The sequence below is a fragment of the Streptosporangium sp. NPDC006007 genome (assembly GCF_040614315.1).
In the GTDB taxonomy this organism is placed as follows: Bacteria; Actinomycetota; Actinomycetes; order Streptosporangiales; family Streptosporangiaceae; genus Streptosporangium.
The window spans coordinates 6,007-29,927 of sequence record NZ_JBEXUG010000030.1 but is presented as its reverse complement, the minus strand read 5'-3'; the positions used below and the strand labels follow the sequence as shown (position 1 = coordinate 29,927).

The window sequence follows — 23,921 nt, the reverse complement described above, 5'->3', positions numbered from 1 at the left end:
CGGCCGGCTGCGCACCGGAGCGGCCCCTCGCGGCCGCGCCTTTCCGTGACACGATCGGACGGACCGGTAACTCAAAGTAATACCACTCTTCGTTCGGCCGGCGCTCCGAACACGAACTGTCGGGCTGTGGCATCACCCGATCGTGGCGCTCACGCGCGGCCAACGAGCCGTGTGCCCCTGACGAAGGACTACTAAATCGGCATCAAGCCGCCCGGCGGCGAGCCCGATCACCTCTGCCGTAACCTCCAGCGGAGCATTCGCCGGGAACGTCCCCAGCATCCGGGCCGCGCCTCACCGCGCCGCCCACCTCAGCTCCGTCGCCGCCCGCCGCCGCCGAATAGCCGGACGGAGAGCGTCTGGAGGGCGAGCACCGTGCTCACTTGGCGAACTTGCCCGCGATCGTGACCGCGGCGACGACCACGAAGGCCACGATCGCCAGCACGAACAGGAACTTGAAGAGCCCGAACAGCGCGGGCAGCACGAGCCCGAAAACCACGTAGAGCGCGAGGATGACGCCCAGTACTGCCATCACGATACGACCCATGCAGCCACCGTACGTCGGGCGGCGGTCCGATGAGAACCGGCACGATAACGATCTAGCCCCTACTGAAGGGGCAAAGGTGCGGAAACCGGTCCGTTCCGGGCTTACCGTGGAGGCCATGAGCGCGCGGATTCTGCTGGTCGAGCACGACCCGACGGTGGCCGAGGTCGTGGCCGGTTACCTGGAGCGCGACGGTCACCTGGTGGAATGCGTCCGAGACGGCGCCGGCGCGCTCAGTAGCGCGCTGGCCGGCCCGCCCGATCTGCTGGTGCTCGACCTGATGCTGCCGGAGACGGACGGGCTCCAGATCTGCCGGAGGCTCCGGGAACACCGGCCGATTCCGGTGATCATGCTGACCACCCTGGGCGAGGAGATCGACCGGGTCGCCGGCCTGGAGGTCGGCGCCGACGACTACGTCGTCAAACCGTTCAGCCCCCGCGAGCTGGCCCTGCGGGTGCAGTCCGTGCTGCGGCGCGCGCGGGGCGTCTCGGCGCCGACCGGCACCGGCGTGCTCAGGGACGGTGACCTGACGGTCGACGTCGGCGCCCACCGGGTACGGCTCGCCGAGACCGAGATCACGCTGACCGTCCGTGAGTTCGACCTGCTGACCTATCTGATGGACAACCCCCGCCAGGCCTTCAGCCGCTCAGCCCTGCTGGAACAGGTCTGGGGCTGGTCCTTCGGCGACTCCTCCACGGTGACCGTCCACGTCCGCCGGCTCCGGGAGAAGATCGAGCCCGATCCGGCCGTCCCCCGGCGCATCGTCACGGTGTGGGGTGTCGGCTACCGCTACGAACCCTTGGACTGATCGGCGCCGTCGACGGTCAGGAACCGCGGGGCAGGGTCCGCAGGGCCGGGATCTCGCTCTCCGGCCGGGCCGGGGCGGTGGACTCCGGCCCGGCCGGGGCGGTGAGCTCGGACCGGGCCGGAGCGGCGATGAGCGCCCCGGCCGCCTCCGAGCCCCCGTCGTCTCCGCTGTCCAGGTGATCCCCGTGGTCGGGCTCGACGTGCTGGCAGGAGGCCGGGGCCCTCGGCGCGCCGAAGGACTCGACCATGGTGCGGAAGGTCGGGCACGGCCACCGCCACATGCAACTGCGGCAGCGCAGGATAGGGCGGGCCGCGTCGCTGGTGATGCCGCCCGCGTCCCGGGGCTGGTGCAGGTCGAGGAGCCTGATCCCGAGTGCGGCGAAGCCGAGCAGCTCCTCCCGCGCGCTTTCGAGGAAGTCGAGGTCCTCGCTCGCCAGCCGGGTTCTGATCGGGACATACCCCTCGTGGTTCACCAGGCCGCGCAGAGAGTTGGCCGCGTCCTGCCACGACGTGGCCTTCTCGGTGCGAGTGATCATGGACTCCAGGTGCTCCCGGAGCCGCTGCCGCTGGGGATCCTCAGGAAGATCGGTGTTCATCGGTGCGTTCGGGCCCGTTTCTACTCAACGGCCGCCACTGTCGTAGCGCAGGGACGGTCGGGAGAGTCCGGGTCTCCCCCTTTCCGGCCAAGCCGGTGTCGCTCAGAGTCAAGTTTCGCGCACTCAGGGTTTCCATGAGACCCAAACGGGGGACAAAGGCCCGACGACTCGGGTTAGGCGAGAGAACGTGACCAGTGGCCTTCGCGCCGCTAGTGTGCCCGCTGTGGAGCTAAAAGTCTCAACTCGATCTCATGTCGGGCACACCGTCATGACCATCGTCGGCGAAATCGACCTGTACACCGCTCCTGGCCTGCAGGCCGAGTTCGCTCGCCTGCTTCAGGAGAGCCCGACCACCTATGTGGTCATCGACATGTCCGGGGTGGAGTTCTGCGACTCCACCGGTATGAACGTGCTGCTCTCGGCGCTCAAGCGCCTGCGAGAGCGTGGCGGAACCCTGGAGCTGGCGGCCCCCCGGCCGGCCGTGCGCAAGATTCTCCAGGTCACCGGTCTTGACTCGGTGTTCACCGTGCACGACGCGGTGCCCGAGAAGCTGCTGACGGCCAAGCCGCAAGTATGACCGGGACAGCGGTGATCATCCCGGCCAAGGATGAGGCGGATCGGATCGGCGCCACCGTGGCCGCGGCCCTGGCGCTCTCCGGCGTGGACCTCGTCATGGTCGTGGACGACGGCTCGACCGACCAGACCGGCCGGGTGGCCAAGGCCGCCGGGGCGCGGGTCGTACGGCACAGCCGGAACCGCGGCAAGGCCGCCGCCATGGAGAGCGGTGCGGAGGCCGTCCGCCTGCTCGACGACGAGACGCCCAGGCACCTGCTCTTTTTGGACGCGGACCTGGGGGAGACCGCGCGCGCGGCGGAACCCCTGATCAAGCCGGTCGTGGCGGGCGAGGCGGACATGACCGTCGCCGTGTTCGTCACCCGGGTGAAGCTGGGCGGTCACGGGTTCGTGGTGAAGCTGGCCCGCCAGGGCGTTGAGCGTGCCACCGGCTGGACGCCCACCCAGCCGCTCAACGGCCAGCGCTGTCTGACCAGGGCCGCCTTCGAGGCGGCGCGGCCCCTGGCCCACGGCTTCGGTGTGGAGACGGCCCTCACGATCGACCTGCTCCGCAGGGGGTTTCGCGTGCGGGAGGTCGAGGTGGAGATGGCCCACCGGGCCACCGGCACCGACTGGAGGGCCCAGCTCCACCGGGCCAGGCAGTTCCGCGACGTCGCCAGGGCGCTGCTGGCCCGCAGGTAGGCCCGGCGCGCTCCGGTCCACCGGGCCTCGCCCCGTCGGTCCACCGGGCTCTCGTCGCGTTCCGGCGGACGGTCGCGTGACTTCTCCGGCGTCCGTCACCGGTCCGTGTCCCGCCGTCCCGGGCACCTGGCCGGATGTGCTGGAATTTGCGGGTGACTCGGGAATCTTCGGTTGTCGGTGGTAGGCGGGTTCCCGGGCGTGACACGCCGCGGTGGTTCGACGTCGCCGGGTTCGCCGCCATCGGGCTCTCCGCCGGGCTGACGGTCCTGATCGGACTGCTGGGGCCCTCGGCCATGGTGCCGGGACCGCCCGGCCCGTCCTGGCAGCCGCCCTACTCGCTGGGCGTGCGCCCCGGCGCCCATCTGGTGATCGCCATGGCCGCGGCCGCGATCGTGCTGGGCGCGGCGGGGCTGGCCGCGGCCCTGCGGTCCCGGTGGAGGCCGGACCCGCGGCTGCTGCTCGCGGCCGGCTGCGCGACGGCGGCGGTGCTCGCCCTCCTGCCGCCCTCGGGCTCGGCCGACCACCTGAACTACGCCGCCTACGGCCGCCTGATCACGCTCGGTCATGACCCCTACGCCCTCACGCCCGCGGCGCTGCCCGGTGATCCCGTGGTCGGCGCCGTGGAGGAGTGGGCCGGTGTGACCAGCGTCTACGGCCCGGTGGCGACCGCCGTACAGGCGCTGGCGAGCCTGGCCGGAGGTGACTCGGCCAGGCTGACGGTCTTCGTGATGGCGCTGGTCAACGCCGCGGCGTTCATCGGGACCGCGCTGCTGCTGCACCGGTTCACCCGGGGGGACGCGGACCTGCGGGGGCGGGCGGCGCTGCTCTGGACGGTCAACCCGCTGATGATCTACCACCTGGCCGCCGGGATGCACGTGGACACCCTGGCCGTCGCGTGCATGGTCGCGGCGCTCGCGACCCGAGGTGCCGCGTCAGGGCTGCTGCTCGGGGTGGGGATCGGGGTGAAGCTCAACGCCGGGCTCGTCGCGCTCGGCCCGGCGTGGGAGCTGCGCCGCTCGCCGGGCAGGCTCGCCGTGGTGGCGGGGACCGCGACCGCCACCGTGCTGGTGATCTACGGCCTGGCCGGGCCGCACGTCCTCGACCAGGTCTCCGCGACCAGCAGGAAGGTCTCGTTCGGCACGCCCTGGCACCTGGTCAAGGTCGGGCTCCAGGAGACGCTCGGGCCCGGCGCCTACTCGGCCTGGATCCAGGCCGGCTCCCTGCTCCTCATGGTCGTCCTGGCCTGGCTGACGCTCAGGATCCTGCCGGAGGACACGGCCCCGGCGGTCGCCGGGACGATAGTGGTCGCCTGGCTGTTCGCCGCGCCGTACGCGCTGCCCTGGTACGACGGGCTGGCCTTCGCGCTGCTGGCCATGGCCTCCTGGCCGGCGCTGGAGGGCTTCATGGTGGCCAGGGTGGCGATCTTGTCCATGGGCTACCTTCCGGCCAGGGAGGCGCTCCGCCCGGAGGACCTGCTCTGGATGAGGACCGTCGTCAGGGAGCGGGTGGTGCCGTGGTCCCTGCTGGCTCTGACGCTCGTGCTGCTCTGCTGGGCGGTGAGAGCCGGAGCGCGCGCACGCACGCGGACAGTGTCAGGGGTACCGCGACCGTGAGCGCCATCGCCGGGATCGCGATGCCGGAGTCGTTCATCAGGAAGCCGATCAGCGCGCAGGTCAGCGTGCCGATCAGCCCGGCGCGCAGCGGCGGTGCGAGCGTGTAGGCCCGGTCGAGCGCGGAGGCGCCCCAGCGGGACGGGCGGTCGAGCACCAGGAAGAGGAAGGCCAGCGCGACCAGCGAGAGCAGGGTCAGCGACCAGTTCCCGACGGTGACGCCGACCATCGCCCCGAACTTGCGGGAGATCACCGTCCAGGCCTCGCCGTCCAGCACCTGCTGGACGAACGAGCCCAGGTGGGTGCGCTGGGCGGCCGGTTTGAGCCAGTCGGTCACCGCGATCGCCCCGATCAGCAGGACGCCGGCCAGTCCGACCAGGCCGAGCCTGACGGGTGAGACCCGGCCGCCGGAGAGCAGGATCCAGAAGACGGCCAGCCCGACGAGGAACGCCGGGACCCCGCCGAAGTCGGCGCCCCACGCGGGCCAGCCGTCGGCGAACACCGCGAGCCCGCCGTACAGCACGCAGACCGTGAGCGCGAGCCCGCGCCGTCCCCGGGAGATCAGCCACTGGGCGATCCCGGCCAGGGCCAGGATCGTCCCGGCCGAGTAGACGGCGAAGGCGATGTTGCTGAAGCCGTAGAAACGGCCGCCGGTGACGGGCTCGTAGCCGGTGACCGCGTTCACCTGGAGCGTGGAGCCGGTCATCACGTCGACCAGCAGGGCCAGTGAGGTGATCCCGGCCACCACGGTCAGCGGGCCGAGGACGTGTGTCCTCCAGGGGCCGGCGAAGGCGAGGGCGGCGACCGCGCAGGCGATGCCGAGGATGGTCCCGACCACCGTGACCATCGGCGCGGGCAGCGTCCACCACGGCACGAGCTGTGCCAGGAACGTGGCGACCGCGATCGCCCCGCTCACCACGGCGACCCCCCTGGCGGCCTTCAGCGCCCGCTCACCGCCCCAGCCCCGCCGGATCGCGACGGCGGCCAGAAGGTAGAACAGGAGCTGCACGGTCACGAAGACCGTGAAGAACGGCCCCTGCACCCTGCGCAGCACCTGGCTGGCCAGATCCTTGTCGGCCAGGTCGCGCACCACGTCGGCGGTCGGCCTCCCGTCCGGTCCGGCGCTCAGCCACGGGTGGCCGACGACGCTCCTGGGCGTGTCCAGGCCGAGCAGGCCGAGCGCGGTGGCGGTCAGGTCGGTGTTGGTGACCAGCCCGTCCTGCCGGGTGGAGACGGTGGTCAGATAGCCGTGCGGGTACGGCGCGCCGCCGGGAGACGGGCCGGACGCGATCGCCACGTGCAGGCGGGCCGAGGAGGTGCTGTCGGACAGCCCGCCGAGCAGGACCGTGGTCGCCGGCGGGAGCCGGTCGAGCAGCGCGCCCACCCGCCGGTCGGCGGTCGCCACCGCCTCCCGCCTGGCCGGTCCGGTCGCCGCGGTCTCGTCCGTGGCGCGTCCGGTGGGGGTGGCCTTCTGCCCGGCCGTTCCGGCCGGGGCGCCGTTTCCCTCTGGGGCCGTCCCGGTCCACGCCTCGGTGAGGTCCGCGACCTCCGCCACGACCAGCCGGTACGGTGCCAGGTCGCCGAGCTCCTCGACACTCGCCGCATATTTACCGATTTTTCCGGACTTGTTGGCGGCGGCGAGTGCGGCTCCCGGCCCCGCCGCGGCCACCTTCCCCCCGGCGTCCGCCACGAGCTGCCCCAGCTGCCCGAGCACCGGCCTGTAAGAGGTCTGGACGGTGTTGAAGGTCACCAGCTCGGACCAGCCGGGCACGCTCGCCCCGCCGTCCGGCGCCGGCGTCGGCTCCGCCGACGGCGCGCAGCTCGATCCCGGGGCGCCCGCCCGCTGCCCGGCCGAGACGGTCAGCCAGCCCGCGGCCGGACAGGTGATGCCCCGATCCGGCAGCGGCACCGCCCGGGTGGACATCGACGCGGCACCGCCACGGTCCACGAGCCTCCACAGGTTCGGCGTCCGCGCGCGGTCCAGGTCGCTCCACTCCAGCCCGGGCACCCCGACCACCACGACCCCGGCGGGAAGCGCCCTCACCGCCGACGCGCCGGCCGTACCGGCTCCAAGGGGCCCGGTGAACCCCACCATCCCGGACAGCAGCAGGAGAACGGCGACCAGGACGGTGATCGGCACGGCGCGGCTTGGAGACACCCGGCCGGCCCCGCCCCCGCCCCGCCCCGCGATGCCCCTGCCCCGGGCCGGTGCCGTGACGGTCCCGGCGGCTTGAACGTCGGCCGGTCCTTCGGCGGTCTGGTGTACGGCCCGATAGTCGCCGTGCGCCGAACCCATCCGGTTCCCCCGTATCCGTACCTGTTGGCGGCCGTTTCCTCCAGGCCCACGGTAACCTGCCTGGTCGTGAGGACCAGCGAGGCGACCACGACCAGGCGGCCACCATGGATGTGGCTGCTCGCGCTGCTGATCGTCGTGGCGGCCGTCGCCCCGCTGGTGCTCCAGTGGCTGAGCAACGCCGACGACCAGCGCCTGGTCGACCTGGATGTGTACCGTACCGGTGGCCAGGCACTCCTGCGGGGGCAGCCGGTCTACGACTTCGTGACCCCCGCGCCCCAGCTCCTGCCGTTCACCTACCCGCCGATCGCGGCGATGCTGGCCACGCCGCTGGCGATGATGTCCTGGCCGCTCGCGCAGTGGGTCTGGACGGCCGGCGTCTTCGCGGCGCTGGCGGTCGCCGTCGGCTACGGCTTCCGCGCCGTGTCCGGCCGGGCGGCCGGGCCGTACCCGGATGAGACGCCGAGCGGGGCGACGAGCGGGGCGAGCGGTCTCCGGCTGCCGCTGCTGTTCGCGTTCCTGATGGTCGCGTGCACGTACCTGATGCCGATCAGGGACCAGGTCCGCTTCGGTCAGGTGGACATCCTGCTGGTGGCGCTCTGCCTCGCCGACTGCGTGGCCCGCAGGCCGGTCTGGCCGCGTGGCACGCTGATCGGCCTGGCCGTCGCGGTCAAGCTCACCCCGGGCGTCTTCCTGATCCATCTGCTCATCACCGGCTTCGGTCCCGGAGCCCGGGAGGAGCAGCGCAGGACCCTCTTCATGGCGGCCTTCACCGCCGCCCTGCTCACCCTGCTGCCGTTCCTGGTCATCCCCGGCGACGCCGCCGACTTCTGGTTCCGCGCGCTGTTCGACCCCGAACGGCTCGGCGCCAACGCGGCCACCACCAACCAGTCCATGCGCGGCATGCTCATCCGGCTCTACCTGCCCGACCAGCCGACCGCCCTGATCTGGCTGGCGCTGGTCGCGGTGGTCGGCTGGTACGGCTTCCGCCACGCGCGGGGGGCGCTGCTCGACGGGCACCCGGTGGCGGCGACGGCGCTGGTCGGCCTGATGGCCGTGCTGCTGTCGCCGGTGGCCTGGATCCACCACCTGGCCTGGGTGGTAGTGGTCCTCGGCGCCCTGGCCGGCGACGGGCGCGACCCGGTACGGCTCCGGGTCGCCGCGGGGGTCTGGCTCTACTACGTGCTGCCGATCCCCTGGTGGGGGGTGGCGATCAAGGCGGCCGAGGTCCCGGTGCTCAGCCCGGTGCTGGGCAAGATCGTGCAGAACGGGTTCGGGCTGGGCGCGCTCGCCCTGGTCTGGCTGCTCGGGGTGTGGCTGCCGCGTCGCCGGGAGGCCTTCCGGGCGCTCCCCGATCGGGCGCTCTCCTGACCGGTCGCCCCCCACGCTCCCTCGGTCGGTGGGGGAGCTGTCCGAATATGGAGTTCAGTGCACACTTTCGGACAGGCGCCGGATAACCTGTGGTCATGCCCAGACTCGCCTACCTGGGACCGGAGGGCACCTTCACCGAGGAGGCCCTGCGGCTCCTGGCACCCCACGCCGAGCGCCTGCCCAGCGCGAACGTCAGCGCGGCGCTGGACGCCGCCCGGCAGGGTGAGGCCGACGGCGCCGTCGTCCCGCTGGAGAACTCGCTCGAAGGCGCCATCACCACCACCCTGGACGAGCTCGCCTGGGGCGAGCCGCTGCTCATCACCGCCGAGCTGCTGCTCCCCGTCGAGTTCTCGCTGCTGGCGCGGCAGGACACCCGCGTCGGTGACATCAAGCGGATCTTCACCCATCCGGCCGCCGTCACCCAGTGCCGCAACTTCATCGCCCGCGAGCTGCCCGACGCCGTGGTGGTCGCGGCCCCGTCGACCGCGGCGGCGGCGCAGGAGGTCGCCCTGCCGGGCTCGCCGTACGACGCGGCCATCGCCGCGCGCATCGCGGGGGAGAACTACGGCCTGGTCGAGCTGCTCGCCAACGTCGGCGACCGCTCGGACACCGTGACCCGCTTCGTCCAGGTGTCGCGTCCCGGCCCGCTGCCCGAGCCCACCGGCTCCGACCGCACCTCCCTGGTCGCCTTCCTCAACGACGACCACCCGGGCGCGCTGCTGGAGATGCTCACCGAGTTCTCCGTGCGCGGCGTCAACCTGACCCGCATCGAGTCGCGGCCCACCGGCGACGGCATCGGTCACTACTTCTTCCACTTCGACTTCGAGGGTCACGTGGCCGACGCCAGGGTCGGCGAGGCCGTCTCCGGGCTCCACCGGATCTGCTCCGACGTGCGTTTCCTGGGGAGCTATCCGCGCGCCGACGGCCTGTCGCCGCAGGTCAAGCGTGGTACGGCCGACGACGACTTCACCGAGGCCGCGCAGTGGCTCTCCAGGGTCCGCGCCGGCCGGGTCTGATCCGGAGTGCCGCGGGGCACGGGGGCGGCGGGGCACGGGGGCGGCGAGGCGTGGGCGAGATGAGGCCCAGGAAGGCTCAAGGCGAGGAGCCGCGAGCTCGGCCCTTCGGGGCCGAGAAGCCGACGCGGCTTATTGGGGGCGCGGGCCCGAGCCGTACGTCGGTAGCCTTGTTCCGTGATTGACCTGCGTACCCTTCGTGAGGATCCCGACCGGCTACGGGCGTCGCAGCGTGCCCGCGGTGAGGACGACTCTGTCGTCGAAACGCTGCTCGACCTCGACGAGCGGCGGCGCGGCGCGCTGAGCCGCTTCGAGACGCTACGCGCCGAGCAGAAGAGCATCGGCAAGTCGGTGTCCCGTGCCTCGGGGGACGACAAGGCCGCCCTGCTCGACCGGGCGAAGGACCTCTCCGCGCAGGTCAAGTCGGCGGAGGCGGAGGCGGAGAAGCTCGGCGCCGAGCTCGACGACCTGCTGTACACGGTGCCCAACCTCGTCGAGGAGGGCGCTCCGCCCGGTGGCGAGGACGACTACGTGGTGATCGAGGAGGTCGGCGAGAAGCCGGTCTTCGACTTCGAGCCCAGAGACCACCTGGAGCTCGGCGAGCTGCTCGGCGCGATCGACACGGAGCGCGGTGCGAAGGTCTCGGGCTCGCGGTTCTTCTTCCTGACGGGCGTCGGCGCCCGGCTCCAGCTCGGGCTGCTCAACATGGCCATGCAGCAGGCGATCGAGGCGGGTTTCGTCCCGATGATCACTCCGGTCCTGGTGAAGCCGGAGTCGATGAGGGGCACCGGCTTCCTCGGCGCGCACGCCAGTGAGATTTATCACCTGCCCGAGGACGACCTGTTCCTGGTCGGCACGAGTGAGGTGCCGATGGCCGCCTACCACGCCGACGAGATCCTCGACGGCTCGGCGCTGCCGTACCGCTACGCCGGATGGTCCTCCTGCTTCCGCCGCGAGGCGGGCTCCTACGGCAAGGACACCCGGGGCATCATCCGGGTCCACCAGTTCGACAAGGTGGAGATGTTCTCCTACTGCCGTCCCGAGGACGCCCACGAGGAGCACCGCAGGCTGCTCGACTGGGAGCGGGAGATGCTCGCCAAGGTCGAGTTGCCCTACCGGATCATCGACACCGCCGCGGGCGACCTCGGCACCAGCGCCGCGCGGAAGTTCGACTGTGAGGCGTGGGTGCCCACCCAGGGGCGGTACCGCGAGCTCACCTCGACCTCCAACTGCACCGACTTCCAGGCCCGCCGGCTCGCCGTGCGCTTCCGCGACTCCGGCGGCAAGCCCCGGCACGTGGCCACGTTGAACGGCACCCTGGCCACCACCCGCTGGATCGTCGCCATCCTGGAGAACCACCAGCGGGCCGACGGCTCCGTCGTGGTCCCCAAGGCCCTGCGCCCCTTCGTCGGCCTCGACGTCCTCGAACCCGTCAAGTAGGTCCCCCGCGGCCCTCCGGGGCGGTCTGGGAGACGGCGGGGCCCCGGTCGCGACGGCCGGGGCCCCGCCGTCGTCGTTTCGAGGGGCACTCCGGCGAGGCCCGTTCCGCGGCCCGTTTCATGGCGGCCCCGGATTCCGCGCGGCCACCGCGGGCACTCGGGCCCGCGCCTTGAGCCCGCGCCTTGAGCCGGCCGGCGGCGCCGCGGGCGTCCACAGCCCCACAGGGGATCGGGGAATGGGTGTCGGCACTTTCTTCCGCCAAAGCCGTGCGCGGCGCTCATGGTCGATCTGAAGCGCGATCAGGGTCATCGGGGTCGGCCGGAAGGCGGTGAGGGGAGGGGGCCCGCTGGGAGAGGCGGTCCGTAAGACCGGAAGAGGCGGCGTGTCAGGAGAGACGGGCGTGCCGGGGGCGACGGCCGGCCGGAAAAGGAGAAGGGCGAGGTTCGCGTTAAGCGAACCCCGCCCTCCCCCCTAGCAGAGGTCTATGCGTCAGACGGCGCGGACCTGCGAGGCCTGCGGGCCCTTCTGGCCCTGCGTGATCTCGAACTCGACCCTCTGGCCGTCTTCCAGGCTGCGGTAGCCATTGCCCTGGATCTCGGAGAAGTGCACGAACACATCCGGTGCACCGCCGTCCGGTGCGATGAAGCCGAAGCCCTTTTCAGCGTTGAACCACTTGACGGTTCCCTGAGCCATTAAAGCTCTCCCTCAGGATTTGAAACTTTGGGATTCACACCTCGTGAACCCCATGTGTCGTACAGCGGGCCCCGGGGTGGTTCAGTCAAACTGGTTTTCACAACGGGATTCAGCTAATACAACGCCACCACATCTAACACTATCCGGCGCCACTGTGTTCCCGCCATGAGGAAGATTCCTTCGAGACGGATCCCGAGGACGGCGCCTCCCGCATCACAGGGCAGACTGGACCCTGTTATGGGAAGCCCCCGACTCGTCGCCACCGATCTCGACGGTACCGCTCTGCGCTCCGACGGAACCGTCTCACCCCGGACCGTGGCCGCCTTCGCCCTGGTGGAGAGCGCCGGAGCCACGCTGGTCTTCGTGACCGGCCGTCCACCCAGGTGGATGCGCACGGTGGCGGCGGCCGTACGTCATCAGGGGCTGGCCATCTGCGCGAACGGCGCGCTCGTCTACGACCTGCATACCGAACAGATCGTGAAATCGCACCTGATCGCTATAGATGTGCTTGAAGAGGTGGTCGGACGGCTCCGTGAGAAGGTTCCCGACCTTGCGTTCTCTGTGGAGTACGAAGGCGGATTCGCGCACGAATCGGACTTTCGTCTCGGCAGCTGGGACAGTGGTATCACCACCGGATTCCACGTCGAGTACGTCGAGACCGCCGCGCTCCTCTCACGGCCCTGTGCCAAGCTGCTGGCCCTGCACCCCGGGATGGACCCCGACCTTCTCCAGGAGACGGTCCACGGGCTGGTCGGCGACCTCGTCACCCCCACCCACTCCAGTGGGCAGGCGCTCATCGAGATGAGCGCCCACGGTGTGACGAAGGCCTCGGCGCTGGCCAGGCTCGCCGAGATACGGGACGTCGGGTCCACCGAGGTGATCGCCTTCGGGGACATGCCGAACGACCTGCCCATGCTCCGGTGGGCCGGCACCTCCTACGCCGTCGCCAACGCCCACACGGAGGTGCTGGCCGCGGTTGATCACGTGACCGCGGCCAACGACGACGACGGCGTCGCCATGGTGCTGGAGGGCCTCTACCGGCGGTGACCCGGGCCTTGCCGACCGTCCGGCGAGCCTTACCGAGACTGTCCGACGGCGACCCCGGGTCTTACCGGCCATCGGCGGTGACTTCGAGCCTCACCGGCGACCGGAGGTGACTCCAGGGCCGACCCGCGGCGCCCCGAGGTCGCACGGCCGGCCTCAGGTCACAGGTAAGGGCCCGAGCTGCTCTGCTGGTGGCCCTCCTGCAGTGACACCCCACCGGGCAGCGCCCTGCGCATGTTCTCCAGCTGGGCGCGAGCCGCCATCTGCTGGGCGAAAAGCGTGGTCTGGATCCCGTGGAACAGTCCTTCGAGCCAGCCGACCAGCTGCGCGTGGGCCACCCGTAGCTCGGCGTCACTGGGCGGGGCGCCGCTGCTGTCATCGGTGAAGGGGAGCGACAGCCGCTCCAGCTCGTCAACCAGCTCGGGCGCCAGGCCGTCCTCAAGCTCCTTGATGGAACTTTGATGGATCTCCTTGAGCCGCTTACGGCTGGCATCGTCCAGCGGGGCGGCCCGGACCTCTTCGAGGAGCTGGCGGATCATGCTGCCGATGCGCATGACCTTGGCCGGCTGCTCGACCAGGTCGGCGACCGACCGCCCTTCGCCTTCCTCATCGCCCTGGATGCCCGGGGGGCCCACGACCACTACATGCGGAGTGCTCTCCTCAGCGTTCATAGCCCTCAACCTACTAGCAGGATTTTCCCGATGTGCTCCCCGGACTCCAGGATCCGGTGCGCTTCCGCGGCTTGGTCCATCGGCACCCGGGCGTGGATCACCGGGCGGATGGCGCCGGCGTCGACCAGAGGCCAGACGTTCCGCACGACGCCGCGCACGATGACCCCCTTCTCGTCGACCGGCCTCGGACGTAGCGTGGTCCCGTGCACCGAGGCCCGCTTGGTGAGAAGAGCCCCCAGGTCCAGTTCGCCCTTGGAGCCGCCCTGCATGCCGATCACGACCAGCCGGCCTCCGGTCTTGAGGGCCCGCACGTTCTCCGGCAGGTATCGCCCGCCGATGATGTCGAGGATCACATCGGCCCCGACCTTCTCCGCGAAGTCCCCGTCGTGATAGTCGATCCCCTCGTCCGCGCCCAGTTCGAGACAGCGGGCGATCTTCTCGGCCGACCCCGCCGTGACGACCACGCGCGAGCCGAACGCCTTCGCGAGCTGTACGGCCAGCGTGCCGATCCCGCTGGCACCGCCGTGAACGAGGAGCGTCTCGCCCTTCCTGAGCCGTCCGATCATGAACACGTTGGACCAGACCGTGCACGCCGCCTCGGGCAGCCCGGCCGCCTCGACCAGGTCCACACCGTCCGGCACACGCATGACCTGTTGCCAGGGCACGGCGACCCTCTCGGCGTAGCCGCCGCCGGCCAGCAGGGCGCACACCCGGTCGCCCGGCTTGAAGTCCTCCACGTCCGAACCCACCGCGGCGACCACGCCGGAGCACTCCAGCCCCGGGTACGGCGAGGCCCCGGGAGGCGGGTGGTAGAACCCCTGCCTCTGCAGTACGTCGGCCCGATTGACCGCGGACGCGGCCACGTCGACAAGGACCTCGTCCGGCCCCGGCACGGGGTCGGGAACCTCCCGCCAGGCGAGGACGTCGGGTCCGCCAGGCTTATCGATCACGATGGCGTGCATGTGTCCAAAGCTAGTCCAAAGCCGTCCACCGGAGATCAACTTGGTGGTTGCCCGCATTGATGAGAACACAGGGCGTTAACCTGCTATGTGTTTGCTGCCCCTTTACACCCATCCCGAGGGGGAACACGGTGGCAAGACACGATCGTGAGGAATCTCTCGAAGAACAGCTTGCCTGGCTCGACGCCATCAAGGAACAGGAGGAGGCGCCCGTCGTCGCGGTAAAGAGCACCGCGGTGGACGACGCCGTCATTTCGCCATATCCGAAGGACCCCTGGAGCCTGGTTCCGGCCGAGCCCGACGCCCTGTCGTCAGCGCTGTTCCGCACGGCCGCCGACCCCTCCTACGCCCCTGTGGGAACGTTCGCGACCGCCCTGGCCGACTCACCGGCCGAGGACGCCGACGCGGCCGACTGGATGAACGCCTCCGGCCCGGCGGGCGCCTTCACCGTGCCTCCGGCGCCCCCGGCCGGCGCGTTCCCCGCGCGGGACGACGACGGCTTTCTCGCTCCGCTCAAACCGCTACCCCGTCAGGAGGCGGATGACGTCGGTGGCCGTGCCACGGGCGGGATCACCCGGCCCGAGGGCCGTACGCCGCGCCCGGAGCCCGAACACGAGCCGTTCCACGGCCTGTTCGAGCAGTCCCGCCGACCCGCCGATCCGGCGGAGACCTTCCCCCTGACCAATGTCGAGTCACACGCTCCCGGCCTCGAACCCTTCAAACCGGCGACCCCGGAGGCCGAGGCGTTCGCGTTCGACAGCACCGACTCCGACCGCGATCGCCTCACGTCCGAAGGGAACGACCCCGACCGGGACAGGCCCGGACCGGCGGGAGACGGCCTTGATCACGAGAGGTTCGGGTCGGGAGGCGACGCCGAACATGAGGGGTTCGAGGCCGGAGGCGGCTCCGATCAGGGCCGGTTCGGGGCGGAGGACGACTTCGGTCGCGACCGATCCGGAGTGGACGGCGACTCCGGGCACGACCGACCTGGAGTGGACGGCGACTCCGGGCACGACGGGGTTGGGCCGGGGAGCGACTCCGATGATCGATTCCGGTCGGTCGAGAAGGATCGTGACCGATTCACGCCCGAGGCCGGTGGGGAACCGGTCCGCGAGGAGCTCACCTTCGGCGGTGCCGGGCAGGAACACGGCCACTTCGCCGCCGCCGGCGGCGGCGCCGGGTACGACCATGACGAGGCTGAGCAGGACCGTGACCGGGCGGTGTTCAAGGCCGCCGACTCCAGGGCCGCAGACCCGTCCCGCTCGTCTCAGCCTGGCGCCGGGCGTGCCGAGCCGGAGGCCGCAGAGGCATTCCGGGCGCCCGAATCCTTCGGTGCCGACGTGCCGAAACCGGCTACGCCGTCGGAACGTTCCTCGTCCGGAGCGTCCGGAGCGTCCGGAGCGTCCGGAGCGTCCGGGACTTCGGGGGCTTCCGGGTCCGCTACGCCCCCCCAGACCCTCGGGGCGTTCGGTTCGGTACCCTCCGGCGACTCGGCCTTTGGCCGAGAGTCGGCTTTCGGTCGAAACTGGGACAATCCATTCGCTCCGGACCGGGACACCTCACCCACCTCCGAGCGGGGCACGCCTTTCGCCACCGGTCCGAACCAACCCCTCATCCCCGCCGACGGCAGACCCTTCGCCTCCGGCACCCCCGGACCATCCGGTACCTCCGGCCGAACATCCGGTATCCCCGGCACCTCCGGCCGAACGTCCGGCGCATCCGGTAGCTCCGGTACGGACAGGCACTCCACCCCCGAACGGGACTCGGCCGCCACCACCGGCCTCTCCGATCGGGAAACGCCTGTCGCCCCCGGCCGGGACGGAACCGAACCGGTGCGGGAGCCGTACCAGGCGAGGCGCCGCCACTCGGCTCCGCCGCCCGCCTTCAGCGCCCCCTCCCGGCAGCAGATCTCGGGTGCCAGGCCGTCGGCCGACAGCCTGGACCCCGAATCGCTGCTCAGGGGGCGTCGCAACGCACCCTCCGGAGGCTGGCGCAAGCTGATCTACAAGGCGTCGGCTGGTCTGATCAAACCAGGCGAATCCCCAGAGGTCCGCCGCCGCCGCGAACTGGTCGGCCGGGCCCGCACCCCCGTCGCCACGGGCCACCACCGGGTCGCCGTACTCAGCCTGAAGGGCGGTGTCGGAAAGACCACCACCACGGTCGGCCTGGGCGCCACCCTTGCCCAGGCCCGAGGTGACAGGGTCATCGCGGTCGACGCCAACCCCGACCGGGGCACCCTGTCGGACAAGTTGGAGCTCGAAACGTCCGCCACCGTCCGAGACCTGCTCAACGAGCGCCGGCAGATCAAGCGCTACGTCGACATCCGGGCCTTCACCTCGCAGGCTCCGTCCCGCCTGGAGATCCTCGCCTCCGACCGCGACCCGTCGGTGTCCGAGGCGTTCAGCGCGTCCGACTACCAGGCGGTGGCCCAGGTCCTGGAGAACTTCTACTCGATCTGCATCACCGACTGCGGAACGGGCCTGCTGCACTCGGCCATGTCCGGCGTTCTCGGACTGGCCGACCAGCTCGTCCTGGTGAGCTCACCGTCCGTGGACGGCGCCCGCGCCGCCTCGGCAACCCTGGACTGGCTGGAAGCCCACCAGTACGAGGAACTCGTCCGTTCGGCCACGGTGGTGCTCTGCAGCGTCCGCCCCAGGTCGAAGTCCACCGTGGACCTCGACCGCCTGGAAGCCCACTTCGCGGCCCGCTGCCGCGCCGTGATCCGCATCCCCTACGACCCCCACCTGGAGGAAGGCGCTGAGATGGAGCTGGACAGGCTCCACCCGGCGACCCGTGAGTCCTACCTTCGCCTGGCCGCGTCCGTAGGCGACGGCTTCGCCACGCAGTACCCCTGAGCCGGTACGGCGGACGCCTCGCCCCCAGCGGAGGCGAGGCGTCCGCCGAGTCCCGGACGCGTCCGGGGCGGTGAGGGACTAAAGTGCAATCCGACACGTTCTCGAAGCGCGTCACCCAGGAGAGCTCGCCTAGTGGACGATGGCGGCGGTCTTGAAAACCGCTAGGGCCGGTGACGGTCCTCGTGGGTTCGAATCCCACGCTCTCCGCTCACCTCACGAAACGGCGCCTGACCAGGGGTTTCCCCTCGGCGGGGCGCCGTTGATCGTTTCGGGGGTGCGCAGCCGTACGCCACCGTGAGCACCCCTCGGCCGGTGTTCGCGGGATATACGCGGGATGGATCTTGAGTTGTTTCCCCAGGTCGCGCCCGCAAAACGAAGGGGCCCCGCGACGAACGGGACCCCTTGAGCGTACGTGTGATCATGCTGCGAGCGCGTCGTCTATTCGCCGGTTGGCGACCTCCGCGCCCCCGTCGATGCACTGGGCGTAGACCTTGAGTAGTACATCCATTCCGTGCCCCGCTCGCTCGGCCACCTCGGGGGCGGCCACACCCGCGTTGAGCTAGAGCGAGACGGCCGCGTGCCTCAGGTCGTACGGCCGTACGGCCAGAGGGGACACCTGCTGCTCGGGGGTCAACGCCAGGAACCGGGCTGCCTTCCACGTCTCGCAGTATGTCCCGATGGAGATCACTCCGCCGCGCGAGGTCTGGGACAGTCGGCCGTTTTCGTGAATGCCGAACTCCTCAATGTGCTCCCTCAGGCTGGTGACCAGCTCGGGCGGGACGGGCACCGGACGCCCCTCGTCCTCGGCCCGGCGCTTCAGGCCCCGATCGTCGTGAGCCTCTCCGCTGTCAGTCCACTTCTTGTTGGCCTGTGGCTTGGACCTGGCCAGGACGAGCCGTTCCCACCCGACCGTCGGAAGGTGGCAGTCCTGCTTACGGGGTGCAAGGTCGTTCGTCCGGTGGGGCGCTCCACCTTTCGCCCCTCACCCCGGCCCGCTTCTCCTCTGGGTGGGACGACGGCGACGGGACGATCTGGTGTCGGTGCGACGGCCTTAACTCGACACTCGACCTCGCATCTGGTAATAGCTTTGTGTCACAATTCTTCGGGTTAGCCACCAGAAGGCCCAGAGGTCAACAGTTTGCCCGAAGAGGACTTGAACTCCACGCTTCACTTTTTGCTCAATGGCAAGACTCCACGCTGGAGACAGAAGGAGACGCAGGAGCAAGGCGAGATCAGGGAACAGCGCTCCCAGCAGGTCAGATCAAAGCGAGCCGAAATGGAAGAAGCGCTTCGTGGCTGGGGATACAACTATCGCGAGCGCGACAAGAAGTTGCGGGGAACGCCGAAGCGGCCTGCGCAACAGGACAACAAAAAGACGTATCTCCGATTCGCGCACTACATAGACGCGGATGTCGACTGGTCATCGACCGATCTGGATCGGGAGCAGGTGATCGCCAGTTGGAGAAATTTCGTCGGGGACGACGTGAACCTCGCCGTCGAATGGCGTGATGCAGGAGTTCCCTATCTAGCCATTGGCAAGATCGAAGGTTTCCTCGCCGAGGGCTTCTCCGCTGATGATCTCCACACACAAGTCCACGGGAAGACGGTCTTGGAACATCTGCTCGCAGGGAATTCGGTCCGCTGGTGTGCTGCCGCCCTGCAGATGAGACGAGCCGGACAGGTCTGAACAGTAGTGGTGCTGTCGACCAACGCCATAAACTGATTCGGACGCCGCTGAAAATCTTTTAGGGACCTGCAGATAAGAAGGTCAGGCCGTGCCATTCGCGTGCCAGTAAGGCCGGAGAACAAGGGGGAATCGCGGGGGACTCACGGATAGAGTGAGCCTTTTTCAACCTGAAGTCGCAGGTCATGGCCTGTTACGAGGTGCGATGTCTGATCGACAAGTAGAGAAGCCCCTGGTAGAAGGGTTGTCGACCAAGATCAACCATCACGCCAGAGGCTCGTGTGCTTTTCTATCGTGCTGCGCTGCCGTTGTCACGCCGGACCTTGACCTATCCGGCAGGCGTGATCCGCCGTCACCGCAAGGCGATCGGTTCGCCGTGGCGACGGCTCGGTCCCGGCCGGCAGGCCCTGCTCGTCCTGGTCCACCTGCGTAAAGGGGAGACGTTCGCCGAACTCGCCGCTGGATTCGGCGTCGGTACGGCCACCGCCCGGCGCTACGTCGGTGAGACCGTCGCCCTGCTCGCCCGGCGTTCTCCCCGTTTGGACCAGGTGTCGCGCGCGGCCAAGCGCGCCGGATACGCCTTCGTGATCATGAACGGCACGCTCATCCCGATCGACCGGGTGGCCGCCGACCGGCCGTACCACTCCGGCAAACACCAGCGGCACGGCATGAACATTCAGGTCGTGGCCGCCCTGGATGGCACGCCGCTGTGGATGTCGGGCTCGCCGCCGGGATCGGTGCACGACCTCACGGCCGCCCGGGTCTGGGGGGCGTTCGCTGTCTGGAGGTCGCCGGGCTGATCACGTCGGCGGACAAGGGCTACGTCGGCGCAGGTCAGCGGGTGCTGTACAAGGGAGGGAATAAGCCGACCTCGCAGAAGCCGGCCAACTCTGCTCACGCCAGACTCCGCGGACGCTGCGCTGCTGCCCTCTTCGGGCAGGTCAGCTCGTCAAAGCCATCTGTGTCCTGCAGATGCGCGAAGCAGGATGAAAAAGGCTCAGTCTGGCTGATTGTCTATCTTGCTGTGTGCGGAAATTTGATTCAGCCCTTGCTGATCAAACCGTCAGGTTAGCAGTACCGGGTCGGGGCGTCGTTGAATGGGAAGGTAACGTTGGGGCCATACACCCATCCCTCGATGGTGTAATACCAGAGGTTACCGGCACTATTAATGTACCTGCAGTAGGCCACCGCCCACCCCTGCTTGGTTGTCTGGTAGCCGCTGCAAGCGGCGGAGGGGCCATTGCGGAACCACGTGCCCACGTCGTAGTGCGCGTTCCCAGGAGGACCAGTGAAAGAGGCGTCCCAGCAACTCGCCGCGACCAAAAAATCAGACGCAGGCTCGGGCTGGGGCGTGGAGGCTGCAGAAGCGGTTCCGGTCAAGCCGGTGGCCGCGAAAGCGGCAACAGCTAGAGCGGGCAAAAGAGTACGCATTTTGCTGATTCTCACGGCTTCTCCTAGTGGATCAACAGGCCTTGGCGCTAGGTCATGACCGAGTGCGATACTCAGCACCGGTCATCACCTCCCATGACCTCGCGGGCGACTAGGCCGATCGGATTCGAGCGACCCTGATTGAGCAGGCAAGCGTGAGGTCAAAACGCTAGATTGTGACCTTTACTCTTTTTCTGCTTAATCATCAAATACTTTGCAAGTATTGCATGACAAATTGAAAATAGACAATCGGCCTTTGCTGTGATGTATGTCACGTTTAGCCCTTCCGGAAAAAGAGGATAATGAATGGTTACTAAAAAACTTCTGATAGCACAAGACTGATAACGGAAGGCGAAGTTGGCAGATCATCCGCTTTGTCAAGCATCAAGTGAGGCTCGACAGTGAGCTCTCTCATACCTGGTAGCGGTCCCGCTGGTCACAGCATGATCGTGAGGCTGACGCTCGCCTGACGACATAGAGAAACCCCCGCTAGACGGGTTGATCATCACAATCACGTCCGTCACATCTAGCGTTCCTGGTTCAACGCGCCCCCGCCCCCTGAACTACCGGTGGTCTGTTAAATCCGAACGTAGAGGTTGAGGACGTGTCCGGTTCTGACGGCGGCAAGTAGGCACTGAAGTTCAGGGGGCGGGGGCGCGTTGAACCAGGCACGCTAGTAGCGCTGGAGCCGTATCCAGGGGATGAGCCAGCCGCGCACGTGGCGCAACGCTGACGGCCAAGACGGCCGGAGATCGACCTGCGCTCGTACGGCAGACCGATGCCCTACCCCCGCTATCGGCGTCCGGCTCAGTTCTTGTTCACCTACCTGGGGCGGCGTCTGGGACAGCAAGCGGTGCGTGCCGAGCTTCATCGCGCCGCTCAAGAGGCCGGGCTCGGTCACATCACCTCCACCAGCTCCGGCATACCTACGCCACCGCTCTGGTGAACGCCGGAGTCTCGCTGCAAGCACTGATGGCGCTGCTGGGGCACATGTCCGCCGAGATGGGCCTGCGCTACGGACGACTATTCGACACCACCATCCGCGCCGAATACGAGCGCGCCCTCGACCTGGCCAAACAGCAGGCCCGAATCCCGGCTACCGGCCGCATCAGCCTGCCTCTGGCCGATATCACCGGCGGAGCGGGCTGGAAGGACACCCCGCTGATCAAGTCCAGGATATCCGGCGGGTCTGTCTCCGCGCGCTGGCCCAGGGCGCCTGCACCTACGCCAACATTTGCGAGCACTGCCCCAGCTTCCACGCTGAACCCAGCTCACCGCCCATCCTCTCCGCTCAGCGCGTTGATGCCGAAGCTCTCGCCCATGACGCCGAGAATCGGGGCTGGATCACCGAAGCCGAACGGCACCGCCGACTCATCACCCGACTCGATAACCTGATCAGCGAGGCCCAAACCGGATGAACAGCAGCAACACCCTCAACCGGGTCGAGAGAGCCCGCGCCCGACTCCACCACGACGGCCACCTCGTCACCTTCACCGCTGTCGCTGCCCTCACCGGACTCGGCCGCACCACCCTCTACCGCAACCTCACCCTCCGGGCCGTCATCGACGAGCACCGGCACCGCACCACCACCAGTGGGACCCTCGCCGGCCTCACCGCCGAGATCGCCACTCTCCGAGCCGCTCTCGATGCCATCGCTGCCCGCGTCCGGCATCACGAAGAACAACTCCGTCGGCTCACCGCCCGCACGAACTGAAAGCGTGAACCGGCCAACACCAGAACGCGAGATCATTAGCCGGATAAGCACTGGACAGCGCGGTGGCTGAGTCGTTCAATGCCACACTCAAGGTCGAGTCCGTCCGTCGGTATCGTTTCGCCACCCGGGCCGAGGCTCGGGTGAGGATCGCCACTTGGATCGCCGATTTCTACAACACCCGCCGCCGGCACAGCGCCGCCGATGGGTTACCGCCGATCACCTACGAACAGCAGATCACGGCTGTCCGAGCGGCTATCACGGCGAGACGTCAGCAGCTCATCGCCGCATAGAAAAGTCTCCACGGTTTCAGGGGATTGCCAATCTCGCAATTCCGGCATATGGGATGCATGGTTATCTAACGGTCATGAATCACGCATGATGATCTAACTTCCGAGCTTCAGTCTCAGTAATGTGGTTTGGCTGCACAGCCAAGGGGATGAACGACGGCGGGAATCGGCGAACGTCCATGGACATCGCGATCGCAGGTCAGAGCATCAGGCCTTGATCAAATTGACTTCTTAATCACCGCGCTTGTCACGGCTGGCGGGCGTTCGCAGCACTGCTGGCAGAGCATGGTCCAAATGCTTGTCAAGACACTGAGGATATTGCTGAAGCGCCCCGTTATGGCCCCCTTAAGTGCTCTTGTTGTGCTCTCATCCTGGCGTTTGGATCCAGGAAGGGGGTCTTCTGTGGTGTGTCACAAGCGGCGGGTGCCAGACGCCTCACCCGTGCTGCCGCCTGTTCTGCCCGGCCTGGTCCTCTCGTAGTGCGCAGGGCATCGACCTGTGCTGTCCGCCAAGAGAAGGAGTCGTGACCTTGACTGCGCTGACCTACACCATCCTCACCGACCCGACATCCCTGGAAGCGTCAGTGGACGGGCGGTCTCCGTCCACGGGGACGGTGTATCTGATGGTCACCAACACCAGACGGACGGTGCCCTGGTTGAGGATCGAGGTGAAGATACCCGTCGGTGACGGCGCCGGCCACCTCACCCGGGACATCAGCACGATCAAGCCGAAGGGCGAGTACACCGACACCCAGTCGGGCCCCCAGGCGGCCACCCAGCCGGTGATTGTCCAGCCGCAAGGCGCCAACGTCTTCCAGGTCACCCCCCAGAGCGGTCGCATAGAAGGTTTCGCGTCTGGTGACTACATGGTGCTGACACTGGAGAACGTCACCGTCGCTCCCACCGCCGGGGTGGCCGTGCTGATGGTGACCGAGATCATCAAAACCAGTAAAGGGTGGCAGACCAGCTACGCGGCGGTGCCGGTGGTGAAGGCCGCGGCCAAGGAGATTCCGGCGCCGCGCGACTTCCGCCCGGACAAGGCCATGCTGGACGCCGGAGAAAACCTCACGCTGAGCTGGGATGGGTCCGACGACTTCAGCTACGAGATCCGGTTCCCCGGCGGGCACGCGGCCATCGCCCGGGGTACGCATACCTGGTCGCCGGCCGAAGCCCCGAAACGGGCTACCACCTACATCTTGGTCGCCACCGACCCCACCACTCAGAAGCAGCACTTTCTCACCACGACCGTTCAGGTGCGCTATCCCGTCCTGGAAACCCTGACCGTCACGACCGGCATCGACACCCCCTGGGTCCAGGGGACGGCGAACAAGGGGCGCGTCACCTTCACCGGCACAGGGGTGGAGATCTTCAACAACTCCGGCGGGCAGGGGACCGTGACGGCTGACAGGGCCGATCTCAATGGTGTGAACACCGAATGGGTGCAGGGGAGAGGTGCTGACGACGGGAAGATCAGTTTCCCCAAGGACGGACTCGACATCCGTCAGGGGAGCGGAACATGGGGAACCGTGCACGCCGATAGGGCTGATCTCAATGGCATCAACACCGAATGGGTGCAGGGGAGAGGTGCTGACGACGGGAAGATCAGTTTCCCCAAGGACGGACTCGACATCCGTCAGGGGAGCGGAACATGGGGAACCGTAC

Annotated in this window: 21 protein-coding genes, 1 tRNA gene and 1 pseudogene; 16 read left to right on the top strand and 7 right to left on the bottom strand. The window is 68.7% G+C overall.

Annotated features, from left to right (window positions below; all coding sequences use genetic code 11):
* Positions 1-376 precede the first annotated feature (376 nt).
* Positions 377-544: a hypothetical protein gene (locus ABZ194_RS21850; protein ID WP_355598830.1), complete on the bottom strand. Its 168-nt coding sequence runs from the start codon at positions 542-544 to the stop codon at positions 377-379.
* A gap of 115 nt (positions 545-659) precedes the next feature.
* Here ABZ194_RS21850 and ABZ194_RS21845 point away from each other — a divergent pair, with 115 nt between their 5' ends.
* The gene (locus ABZ194_RS21845; protein WP_355598829.1) at positions 660-1,349 is read left to right on the top strand and encodes a response regulator transcription factor; all 690 of its coding nucleotides are present in this window, start codon (positions 660-662) and stop codon (positions 1,347-1,349) included.
* A 16-nt stretch (positions 1,350-1,365) separates the two neighbouring features.
* On the opposite strand, the gene ABZ194_RS21840 is transcribed toward ABZ194_RS21845, so the two are convergent.
* Complete coding sequence (locus ABZ194_RS21840) at positions 1,366-1,944, bottom strand: hypothetical protein (RefSeq protein ID WP_355598828.1); 579 nt, start codon at positions 1,942-1,944, stop codon at positions 1,366-1,368.
* Positions 1,945-2,167: 223 nt separating this feature from the next.
* Between ABZ194_RS21840 and ABZ194_RS21835 the strand changes: the two genes are divergently transcribed.
* From ABZ194_RS21835 to ABZ194_RS21825, 3 genes are all read left to right on the top strand, one after another.
* Positions 2,168-2,521 carry an STAS domain-containing protein gene (locus tag ABZ194_RS21835; RefSeq protein ID WP_355598827.1) on the top strand — a complete coding sequence of 118 codons (354 nt, stop codon included), beginning with the start codon at positions 2,168-2,170 and terminating at the stop codon, positions 2,519-2,521.
* A complete protein-coding gene (locus ABZ194_RS21830; protein ID WP_355598826.1) occupies positions 2,518-3,198 on the top strand; it encodes a glycosyltransferase family 2 protein in 681 nt (226 codons plus the stop codon). The genes ABZ194_RS21835 and ABZ194_RS21830 overlap by 4 nt, the downstream gene beginning before the upstream one ends.
* A gap of 152 nt (positions 3,199-3,350) precedes the next feature.
* Positions 3,351-4,811 (top strand): hypothetical protein, encoded by a 1,461-nt coding sequence (locus ABZ194_RS21825; protein ID WP_355598825.1) that lies wholly within the window; start codon positions 3,351-3,353, stop codon positions 4,809-4,811.
* Here the strand turns inward: ABZ194_RS21825 and ABZ194_RS21820 are convergent.
* A complete protein-coding gene (locus ABZ194_RS21820) occupies positions 4,693-7,104 on the bottom strand; it encodes a hypothetical protein (RefSeq protein ID WP_355598824.1) in 2,412 nt (803 codons plus the stop codon). The two genes, ABZ194_RS21825 and ABZ194_RS21820, sit on opposite strands and share 119 nt — an antisense overlap.
* Before the next feature lie 66 nt (positions 7,105-7,170).
* Here ABZ194_RS21820 and ABZ194_RS21815 point away from each other — a divergent pair, with 66 nt between their 5' ends.
* The 3 genes from ABZ194_RS21815 to serS all read left to right on the top strand — a co-directional run bounded on the left by ABZ194_RS21815 (position 7,171) and on the right by serS (position 10,925).
* Entirely contained in the window at positions 7,171-8,472 is a 1,302-nt protein-coding gene (locus ABZ194_RS21815) for a glycosyltransferase 87 family protein (RefSeq protein WP_355598823.1), read from the top strand.
* 95 nt (positions 8,473-8,567) lie between these two features.
* Positions 8,568-9,488 (top strand): prephenate dehydratase, encoded by a 921-nt coding sequence (gene pheA, locus ABZ194_RS21810; protein WP_355598822.1) that lies wholly within the window; start codon positions 8,568-8,570, stop codon positions 9,486-9,488.
* Between the two features lie 174 nt (positions 9,489-9,662).
* Positions 9,663-10,925, top strand: coding sequence for a serine--tRNA ligase (gene serS / locus ABZ194_RS21805; protein ID WP_355598821.1), 1,263 nt, complete (start codon positions 9,663-9,665; stop codon positions 10,923-10,925).
* Between the two features lie 489 nt (positions 10,926-11,414).
* Here the strand turns inward: serS and ABZ194_RS21800 are convergent, their stop codons facing one another.
* Positions 11,415-11,618, bottom strand: coding sequence for a cold-shock protein (locus tag ABZ194_RS21800; RefSeq protein WP_012886943.1), 204 nt, complete (start codon positions 11,616-11,618; stop codon positions 11,415-11,417).
* 237 nt (positions 11,619-11,855) lie between these two features.
* Between ABZ194_RS21800 and ABZ194_RS21795 the strand changes: the two genes are divergently transcribed.
* Positions 11,856-12,665 carry an HAD family hydrolase gene (locus tag ABZ194_RS21795; RefSeq protein WP_355598820.1) on the top strand — a complete coding sequence of 270 codons (810 nt, stop codon included), beginning with the start codon at positions 11,856-11,858 and terminating at the stop codon, positions 12,663-12,665.
* A 158-nt stretch (positions 12,666-12,823) separates the two neighbouring features.
* Here ABZ194_RS21795 and ABZ194_RS21790 read toward each other — a convergent pair whose 3' ends face one another.
* Both ABZ194_RS21790 and ABZ194_RS21785 read right to left on the bottom strand, forming a co-directional pair.
* Positions 12,824-13,333 carry a bacterial proteasome activator family protein gene (locus tag ABZ194_RS21790; protein ID WP_355598819.1) on the bottom strand — a complete coding sequence of 170 codons (510 nt, stop codon included), beginning with the start codon at positions 13,331-13,333 and terminating at the stop codon, positions 12,824-12,826.
* Between the two features lie 5 nt (positions 13,334-13,338).
* Entirely contained in the window at positions 13,339-14,295 is a 957-nt protein-coding gene (locus ABZ194_RS21785; RefSeq protein WP_355598818.1) for an NAD(P)H-quinone oxidoreductase, read from the bottom strand.
* 128 nt (positions 14,296-14,423) lie between these two features.
* Here ABZ194_RS21785 and ABZ194_RS21780 point away from each other — a divergent pair, with 128 nt between their 5' ends.
* Both ABZ194_RS21780 and ABZ194_RS21775 read left to right on the top strand, forming a co-directional pair.
* On the top strand, positions 14,424-17,147 hold the full coding sequence (locus ABZ194_RS21780; RefSeq protein ID WP_355598817.1) for an AAA family ATPase: 2,724 nt from the start codon (positions 14,424-14,426) through the stop codon (positions 17,145-17,147).
* A 118-nt stretch (positions 17,148-17,265) separates the two neighbouring features.
* Positions 17,266-17,354: transfer RNA gene (locus tag ABZ194_RS21775), tRNA-Ser, on the top strand.
* Positions 17,355-17,706: 352 nt separating this feature from the next.
* On the opposite strand, the gene ABZ194_RS21770 is transcribed toward ABZ194_RS21775, so the two are convergent.
* Complete coding sequence (locus ABZ194_RS21770) at positions 17,707-17,934, bottom strand: hypothetical protein (RefSeq protein WP_355598816.1); 228 nt, start codon at positions 17,932-17,934, stop codon at positions 17,707-17,709.
* Between the two features lie 351 nt (positions 17,935-18,285).
* Between ABZ194_RS21770 and ABZ194_RS21765 the strand changes: the two genes are divergently transcribed.
* The 6 genes and pseudogenes from ABZ194_RS21765 to ABZ194_RS21740 form a co-directional block, all read left to right on the top strand.
* Entirely contained in the window at positions 18,286-18,834 is a 549-nt protein-coding gene (locus ABZ194_RS21765; RefSeq protein ID WP_355598815.1) for a hypothetical protein, read from the top strand.
* Between the two features lie 278 nt (positions 18,835-19,112).
* Positions 19,113-19,821: pseudogene (locus tag ABZ194_RS21760) on the top strand (transposase family protein).
* Between the two features lie 1,167 nt (positions 19,822-20,988).
* Complete coding sequence (locus tag ABZ194_RS21755) at positions 20,989-21,654, top strand: tyrosine-type recombinase/integrase (RefSeq protein ID WP_355598878.1); 666 nt, start codon at positions 20,989-20,991, stop codon at positions 21,652-21,654.
* 19 nt (positions 21,655-21,673) lie between these two features.
* Positions 21,674-21,973 carry a hypothetical protein gene (locus tag ABZ194_RS21750; protein WP_355598814.1) on the top strand — a complete coding sequence of 100 codons (300 nt, stop codon included), beginning with the start codon at positions 21,674-21,676 and terminating at the stop codon, positions 21,971-21,973.
* Positions 21,974-22,035: 62 nt separating this feature from the next.
* Positions 22,036-22,263, top strand: coding sequence for an integrase core domain-containing protein (locus ABZ194_RS21745; RefSeq protein ID WP_355598813.1), 228 nt, complete (start codon positions 22,036-22,038; stop codon positions 22,261-22,263).
* 526 nt (positions 22,264-22,789) lie between these two features.
* The coding region (locus ABZ194_RS21740; RefSeq protein WP_355598812.1) for a hypothetical protein at positions 22,790-23,921 on the top strand (1,132 nt) is incomplete at its 3' end.